This window comes from Facklamia sp. P13055, from assembly GCF_050409445.1.
Classification (GTDB): Bacteria; Bacillota; Bacilli; order Lactobacillales; family Aerococcaceae; genus Facklamia.
In genome coordinates, this window is record NZ_JBNUPL010000035.1 from 1 (window position 1) to 8453 (window position 8453).

General features: G+C 35.6%; 7 protein-coding genes and 1 pseudogene. 6 read left to right on the forward strand and 2 right to left on the reverse strand.

Annotated elements, in window-relative coordinates; translation table 11 throughout:
• Positions 1-138: pseudogene (locus tag ACQV2O_RS08210) on the forward strand (transposase); the annotation flags it as partial.
• Positions 139-326: 188 nt separating this feature from the next.
• Positions 327-863 (forward strand): TIGR01440 family protein, encoded by a 537-nt coding sequence (locus ACQV2O_RS08215; protein WP_428875523.1) that lies wholly within the window; start codon positions 327-329, stop codon positions 861-863.
• On the opposite strand, the gene ACQV2O_RS08220 is transcribed toward ACQV2O_RS08215, so the two are convergent.
• Complete coding sequence (locus ACQV2O_RS08220; protein ID WP_428875525.1) at positions 860-1177, reverse strand: hypothetical protein; 318 nt, start codon at positions 1175-1177, stop codon at positions 860-862. The genes ACQV2O_RS08215 and ACQV2O_RS08220 overlap by 4 nt on opposite strands.
• Before the next feature lie 274 nt (positions 1178-1451).
• Here ACQV2O_RS08220 and coaBC point away from each other — a divergent pair, with 274 nt between their 5' ends.
• The 4 genes from coaBC to ACQV2O_RS08240 all read left to right on the forward strand — a co-directional run bounded on the left by coaBC (position 1452) and on the right by ACQV2O_RS08240 (position 5866).
• Positions 1452-2675, forward strand: coding sequence for a bifunctional phosphopantothenoylcysteine decarboxylase/phosphopantothenate--cysteine ligase CoaBC (gene coaBC, locus ACQV2O_RS08225; protein WP_428874190.1), 1224 nt, complete (start codon positions 1452-1454; stop codon positions 2673-2675).
• A 10-nt stretch (positions 2676-2685) separates the two neighbouring features.
• Positions 2686-3426, forward strand: a complete 741-nt coding sequence (locus ACQV2O_RS08230) for an ABC transporter ATP-binding protein (RefSeq protein ID WP_428874191.1) — start codon at positions 2686-2688, stop codon at positions 3424-3426.
• Entirely contained in the window at positions 3419-4702 is a 1284-nt protein-coding gene (locus ACQV2O_RS08235; RefSeq protein WP_428875526.1) for an ABC transporter permease, read from the forward strand. Before ACQV2O_RS08230 ends, ACQV2O_RS08235 begins: the two co-directional genes overlap by 8 nt.
• 78 nt (positions 4703-4780) lie before the next feature.
• Positions 4781-5866, forward strand: coding sequence for a M42 family metallopeptidase (locus tag ACQV2O_RS08240; protein ID WP_428874193.1), 1086 nt, complete (start codon positions 4781-4783; stop codon positions 5864-5866).
• Positions 5867-5927: 61 nt separating this feature from the next.
• On the opposite strand, the gene gshAB is transcribed toward ACQV2O_RS08240, so the two are convergent.
• The gene (gene gshAB, locus ACQV2O_RS08245; protein WP_428874194.1) at positions 5928-8207 is read right to left on the reverse strand and encodes a bifunctional glutamate--cysteine ligase GshA/glutathione synthetase GshB; all 2280 of its coding nucleotides are present in this window, start codon (positions 8205-8207) and stop codon (positions 5928-5930) included.
• Positions 8208-8453: the final 246 nt, after the last annotated feature.

Consider the following 8453-nt stretch of genomic DNA (forward strand, 5'->3'; position numbering starts at 1 on the left):
GAATCAGTAGAAAGATTATTTGGCACTGCCAAGGAGCATCATGGCTTTCGATAGATGCATTTAATTGGAAAAGCCTTGATGGAATTTAAAGCAGGGCTCACTTTTGCTTGTATGAACATGAGAAAGTTAGCAAACATATTAGAAATGAGGAGCTAGAAAGGCTTCGTTTTTTTATTTATTAAGGAAATTTGGGCAGAAACAAAGACAAACCCTGTATGAGTCATCCTCAAAGAAGGGTTTGTCTTCAGTCTGGGCGCACCTTGGGTGCGCTTTTTTATTTGCAATCATATGTGGTAAAATGAAAGAAAACAAAGAAGGTGAAAAGTATGGAAATCGAGTTAGAAATCGATCGTCTAATGGGAGAAATAGAGGATTTATTCCAGGGGAAAGTAGATTCTCAGGATATTTTTGTTTTAGGTTGCTCAACATCTGAAATGGCAGGTGGAAAAATTGGGAAGGCATCTCGTCCAGAGTACGGGAAACTATTAGTTAATGCTTTAATCAAAACTACAAGCAAAATGGGACTCTTTCTTGCGGTTCAAGGCTGTGAGCATATTAATCGCAGTCTAGTGATAGAACGTCAAGCTGCTAAAAAGTATGGCTTAGAAATTGTCTCAGTAGTCCCTGCTTTGCATGCGGGAGGAGGAGCAGCCGTAGCGGCCTATCAGTTATTCAAGGATCCAGTCATGGTAGAGCATGTTCAAGCAAGTGCAGGTATAGATATTGGGGATACACATATCGGTATGCATATAAAACATGTTCAAATTCCTGTTCGTTTTAAACACAACCAACTAGGGTTTGCCAGGGTAAATGGACTATCATCGCGGCCAAAATTAATTGGTGGAGAACGCGCAAATTATTAAATGTAGTCCTTAATTATCTTCTTAACATACTGGTCAATTTGATAGTAACGCCCCTTTTTATCAATGGTTTCCTTATCGTCCAAGAGAGCTTCTAAAAGTTCTAAGTTTAAAATCCATTGGCTAAGCTCGTGATGCGATTGTTCTGTAATAAGTAGCACCCAATATTGAAAGGCGAGATAAGTTTTTGAATGATTTGTCGATGACAATTCCATCTTAATGAAACCCACGTTCCAAGTAAAAGAGAAGAAACGAGGGCTGTCAAAGGCCAATATTTCTGCTTGTTGTTCATTTTTAATGTGGTCTGTGTAATGCAAATGATTGCTTACCTCAATTTTTTCTGTTAAGGGAAGGCCATGCTATCATTTTGCATGAGTGCTCTATCCGTTAAAAAGGGCCAACCATCTTTTTGTTGATGTTTATACAAGCAAGTAAATTCAATAGAGTAGTTGTTTTCACCAAGATTAATTAAATTTATTTCAGGTAACAAAGGAATCTCCTTTATTTTTTTATATAGTTTAACAAGGAAAGATAGTTACTTGAACAGTAGTTAACAGGTTTTTAGATTATAAAATAGATAGGAGCTCTAGAATGGTTTTATTAAGGAAAAAAATTGGTGTCGTTGTCACAGGTGGAATTGCTGCCTATAAAGCGACTGAATTAGTGCGACAACTTGTTAAAGCTGGGGCAATAGTGCGTGTTATAATGACAAAGTCAGCAAGTGAGTTTATCACTCCGCTAACTCTACAAGTGCTTTCGCGCCATGAAGTTTTGATAGATACTTTTAGTGAAAATGATACTGAACACGTTCAGCACATTGAGTTTGCTGATTGGTGTGATCTTGTAGTGGTGGCCCCAGCAACGGCTAATATTATTGGAAAATTATCCAACGGCATAGCAGATGAAATAGCTTCTACAACACTATTAGCTGTTGCTTGTCCTTGTCTTTTATGTCCGGCGATGAACACAAACATGTATCAGCATCCTGCCACTCAAAGAAACCTAAAACGTCTAAAGAAAGATGGTTACTACTTGTTAGAACCGGATACAGGCTTTTTGGCAGAAGGTTATGAAGGCAAAGGGCGATTACCAGCTATTACTCAGATTGTTGAAAAGCTTGAAAGTATAGCAGCCAAACATTTTTACCCTCAATTATTAGAGAATAAAAAAGTGATTGTAACAGCAGGTGGAACGAGAGAAAGAATCGATCCTGTTCGCTACATTTCCAATGATTCTTCCGGCAAGATGGGATATGCTATGGCTAAAATTGCGAGTTTTTTGGGAGCAGAAGTCTCTTTCATTTCCACTAAAGATCATTTTCCAATGATGGATAATATGGACTTGATTTTAGTGGAATCAGCGCTTCAAATGCAAAAAGAAATCAATGAGCGCTATGCGCAAACGGATTACGTTATTATGGCAGCTGCGGTGAGTGACTTCAGAATGATGGATCAAGCTGAACATAAAATTAAGAAAAAGGATCAAGAGAATGAGAAAATCCTGTGGGAACTTATCGAAAACCCAGATATTTTAGCGGAATTAGGACAAAATAAAAAGCAGCAAGTTTTAGTTGGCTTTGCTGCGGAGACTCAAAATTTAATCGAATATGCTCAAAGAAAGTTAAAGTCAAAAAGAATAGATTGGATTATCGCGAATGATGTTTCTCAGAAAGACATTGGTTTTAATTCAAAAAACAATCAAGTGACTCTTTTAAACGAAAAAGGGCAAGTTGTGAACTTACCTAAAATGGAAAAAATTGATCTAGCAAGAAAAGTTTGGGAAATTATTCTAAATGATCCGATTATTAAAGATTAGAGGAGAATAAATGAAATTAGTAGTTGAAAATCTAACAAGCGGTTATCGCAATGTTCCGGTCATTAATAATGTAAATTTTGAAATTCACTCAGGCGAAATAGTTGGATTAGTTGGTTTAAATGGTGCAGGAAAATCAACGCTCTTGAAAACTATTTTAGGCCTTTTACCTAACCAGTCAGGGCAAGTGCTGATTGACGGCATCTCAATTGCAGAAGACCACCAGAAGTATGCTAGTCAAATTGCTTATATTCCTGAAACGCCTATTTTGTACGAAGAATTAACTTTGAAGGAGCACTTAGAAATGACAGCTCTTGGGTATCAAATTCCGATGAAAACAGTCATGCAAAGAGCCCAACCTCTTTTAAAGAAATTTCGCCTAGAAAAAAAATTAGAGTGGTTCCCCACTCACTTTTCTAAAGGAATGAAGCAAAAAGTAATGATTATTTGTGCTCTAGTTACGGATGCTCAATTATTAATTATTGATGAACCATTCTTAGGATTAGATCCGCTAGCTATTCAACAATTCACAGATTTATTGAAGAAGAGCGCAGTTTCTGGTCGCTCAATTATATTTACAACACACATTTTAGCGATTGCTGAGGACTTATGTGATTCTTTTCTTTTGCTTCAAAAAGGTCAACTTGTAGCTCAAGGAGACTTAAACCAGTTGCAGGCTATCTATAACCTCCAAAAAGCGAACTTAAACGATATCTATATGACCATGACTAAGACAGGTGAAGTTAATGATTAATTTGGATCATTTATTTAATAAAAGAGCTAATCAATTATTGAAGGAAGTTGGGAAATATGGGCGATTAATTTTTAATGATCATTTCTCTATAGTGCTTTTCGTACTGATGGGTTTTCTAGCTTTGACTTATAGAGATCTACTTGAAAGATTAAACCAAGGTTCCTATTTTGCTTTCATATGGATGATTCCTTTGATGATAGCTTTTTTTCTTACAGTAATTTTAAACTTCGGGCACCCTTTATGGTTAAATCATGAGGCTGACCGATCCTATTTATTTCCTAGAGGCGAGGATTGGTTTAAATATTGGCGAAAAGCTTTTATCTACACCTCGCTTTCTCAAGTAAGCCTAGCTCTTTTAATTAGCTTTCTTTTCTATCCGTTAATCTCAATTGTGAGTGATTGGAATCAAAATAATGCTGTTTTCTTCTGTTTTATTTATGCAACTTTGAAATTTTTAGCTGTGATCAATCAATACCTAAATCTTTATTATCAAAATAACAATTTTTTATCTAGAAATTCCGTAAAAACACTCAACTATTTTACTGGATTTTTTATAACGATAAGCTTTTATTTACCCGATTTCTATCCATTTTTAATGATGTTAGTTGTAAGCGGACTATATTTAATGATTGTATATTGGCGTTATCGTATATTAGCTAAAAACCTTGTCGATTTTGAGTTCATTATTAACCAGTCTCATGCTAATAAATCGCGTTTTTATAAGCTGATTTCTCTATTTGCAGATGTTCCACAAGTAAAAACTCCCATTAAGGAACGGAAATGGTTGTATCCTTTGATGAACTTGATTCAAGGGAAAAAGGCTAATCGATATAGCTATTTCTTTGCTCGAATGATTACTCGACATGAAGGTTATTCAGGTATATGGCTTCGTATTACAGTGTTTATTCTGATTATCATTTTCTTATTGCCTGATAATTGGTTGGCTTTAACCTTAATAGGGGGAATTGGTTTTTGGCTCGCGCTTATTCAAATTTTACCGATTTACTTACTAGGGAATAATTTGCCTTTTCAATTACTTTATCCTACTCAAGATTTACATTTGAAAAAGAATGCTTTTCAGAGGATGTTAGCTTCAATTTTGGTAATGATGATGCTTGCTTTTTGTTTAGGAATGCTAGTTAAAGTGGGTTTATCCTTAACACTACTGTGGGTTTCGTGTGCTTGGTTAATACTAATTTTAGCTATAATTCACTTTTATGTCCCTATTTGGTTAAAGAAATTAAAAAAGAAGTCCGATAAAAGAAAGCCTCTTTAAAGTAAGAAAGAATTTCTTTGATTGAAAACGAATTCTTTGTTAAAATTAATACAAATACTTATTAAGAAAGCAGGATGAATGATGTCAGTAAATGAAGAATATCTTAAACGTCTAACAGAAGTTAACGGGATCGGTGGCAATGAACGTTATGTTCGCGAATTGTTTAAAGAAGAAACTAAAGACCAAGCAGAAGAATATCTGCAAGATGGTTTGGGTGGTATTTTTGCTAAGCATACAGGCAATGCGGATGGACCACGCGTTATGTTAGCTGCTCACCTAGACGAAGTTGGCTTTATGGTTAAAGAAATCACCGATGAAGGATTTCTTAAGTTCGTTACCATTGGCGGTTGGTGGAGTCAAGTTGTCTTAGCACAACAAGTAACAGTAACTACAAGAGAAGGTAAGACATTCCATGGTGTTACAGGATCTAAACCTCCACATGTACTAACTGCAGAAGCTCGTAAAAAGCCAATGGAATTTAAAGATATCTTTATTGACCTAGGTGCTTCTTCTAAAGATGAAGTCATGGAATGGGGTATTCGCCCTGGCGATATGATCACTCCGTACATCGAAACACGTCGTATGAATGGCACTAAATTCCTTTTAGGTAAAGCTTGGGATAACCGTATCGGTATAGCTGTTGCAATTGATGTATTGAAGAATTTAGCTAAAGAAGGACATGAAACGGTTCTATTCTCTGGGGCTAACGTTCAAGAAGAAGTTGGTCTACGCGGAGCTAGAGTTGCTGCACATATGCTTAATCCTGATATTTCATTTGCTCTAGATACTGGTACAGCGGGTGACACACCTGGTATGACTAAAGATGAATCTGCAAGTAAATTAGGAAAGGGACCTCAAATCATTGTTTATGATAGCTCAATGATAGCTCACCGTGGCTTACGTGAATTTGTAGTAGAAGTGGCTGATAGAGAGAACATTCCTTATCAATTCGAATTTATTCCTGGTGGTGGAACCGATGCTGGTTCACAACACCTAGCATTAAATGGTATTCCTTCTATTGCGATTACTGTTCCAGTTCGCTACTTACATTCACATACTTCTGTTATTCACGAAGATGACTACTTAAATATGGTCAAATTAGTAACAGCAGTAGTGAAAGAGTTGAATGCAGAGACAATCAAGCAAATTAAAGATAACGCATAAAAATTAACTTTATTAATCCCCTTAAGCATCAGAAGTTTGATACCTAAGGGGGTTTAATTCATTAATTCAGTTCAGGAAATAAGGCTTCAAGCGCTCGTTCAGCTAGGGGTTGTGAATGTCCGATAGCAGGAAAAAGGTGCAAACTCATCATTGGATTGTAGTTAGCCTCTAGCACAGCGTAAGAATTGGAGTTAGATAGAGGCTCTTGATAGTTCTTGATAATGATATCTACTCCACAGAAAGTGGATTTCATAGCTGCAGCTGTTCTTTCAGCAATTTTAATAAAATCTGAATGAACTTGATCGGTTCGATCGATGGCAATTCCTCCGGAAGAAACATTAGAATTTTTTCTTAAGTAGACTTTTTTACCATTAACGGGAATTGATTGCAGAGAATAGTTTTGTTCAGCAAGAGTTATTCTTTCTATTTCACCTTTTTCTAATAAGGTAAGAGGAGCTAGATGTCTAGGCCCTCTGAATGGATGGTTATTTTCGAGATCGATTAACTGTTCAACAGTGTGCTGGCCATCGCCAATAATATGAGCGGCTTGTCTTTCACAAACTGCTAAAACTTTTTGATTTTGCACATAAAATCTTAGTTCAATCCCTTCAATAAATTCTTCAACTAATACCGTATGATCGTGTTTGAAAGCTTCCTTCATAGCTTTTGTATAGGTTTCTTTTTCTGGAAAATTTTCGAAGATAGTAATTCCCAAACCATAGTTAGTATTTTGCGGTTTAATTACGATTGCAGATTTGTCTAATAGAGAATAATAATTGATTGCTTGATCTAAATCATTGAATTTTCTCCCTTTAGGTGTTTGAATTTTTTCTCTATCAAGAACCAATTTAGTAGCTGATTTGTTATCCATTAAGAAGTATGAAACCTGGCTGTCTAAGGAAGTCATATTAGCACTTTTGATTAATTCTGTATGCTCATTGAATTGAAGTTCAATTAAGTTATCTTCAATATCAACGATGGTAACTTGAATACCAAGCTCTATCGCTTTTTTTATTAAGGCTTGTGTCGAAAGTTCTAACTTCTCAAAACCATGAAGGAGATATTTGTTTTTTAAAGACTGTCTTTGAAAAATTTGGCTAAGTTTAAGCAAGCCCTGGGAAAGGTCTTTAAAGTCGGTATATTGACTAGTGATTTGGCCTGCAAGCGTTTGGGAGGGTTGCTCTATTTGCATAAACTTTTTAGCAACAAGCTGACCTAAATAAGAGTCGGGATAGTAATGAGCATCTAGGTTTTCTGCAACAGTTTGTAAGGTATATGAGAAAGACTTAATAAGTTCTTTATTGATTAATGGATCGATAGGGTTAGATTCTGCTGTATTTTGGTTACGTTCATTGGCTAGATTAATTTCTTCTTCGCTAATTGACTGTTGGTGAAGAAGAAGAGCAAGAATCCATACTTTTACAAAATCGAGGTCTTCCAAACTGATTCCAAATGGTTGAAAAGGATTAAGATCAAAATTTCTAAATTCTAAATAAGAAATGCCCTCCTTGAGCATTGCGCGATTAGGTTTAGCCCCCCGCATTCTAACATCTCGGTAGAGCTCCTTCTCAAAATGTAGAATCCCCTGAAAAATGAGATCTTCAATATCTGTGACATATGTTTGAAAATTATTATAGGAAACTGAAACGTTTTTACTATTCCTGTAGCCATAGCGACTTTGGCGAACTGATTTCATAACTGTTTTGTGGGGTTTGCCGTATAAAACAGTCTCGTAATCATCTGAAAAATAAGGGGTGGCCCCTAAAAGATAAGTTAATACCCAGCGGTAGTAAAGATATTTACGTGTCAAGTCCATGTAAACCTTATTTCGATTGGAGATATATTTTGATTTTGAGGAATTCAGTTTTTGATTTAAAAGCTGATCATTAATTTGAAAGTTATAATGGATGCCTGATAGTAGTTGAACTTTTTTGCCGTAGTATGAAATAAGATATTTACGATAATTATAGTCATCTTTATTATCTAATTCAGCGCTTCGAATTTGATTAATATTAGATAATTGAGGTGGCATACTATAAGGCCAAAGCATTTCTGCTGGCTTCGAATTTGAAATTCTATGCTGTGTTATCTGGTGAAGACCAGCTAACCAATTGATTACCTCTTCATTAGTAGAAAAGGGTGGAGTAATTAACTCTAATTGACTTTCAGAAAAATCAGTTTGAAGATAAGGGTGGAAGGAACGGTTTCCCCAATCATGAGGATGGTCACTCTCACTAATTGATCCGTTGAAATTGATTCGAACGGTTTCTCGTTCGAGCCCCACGGTCGATTCCCAAAGTAATGGCAAATCTTCGATTGTAAACTCAATAATTTTATTCATAAGAAAGCTCCTCTTATATGAAGTAATTAATATTATAACAAAGTGATAAGAAAAAAGGTGAAAAAAATTTGAAAAGCCCTTGACTTAAGAAGACAACCCATGTTATATTATTTCTTGTCGTCACGAACGACCGAAACGAAAGAAAAAAAGTTTAAAAAAACTTTTTAAAAAGGTTTGACAAAAAGTCTAACCCATGCTAGTATATAGAAGTTGTCACTTATGGCAGCGAAGCTCATTGAAAACTGA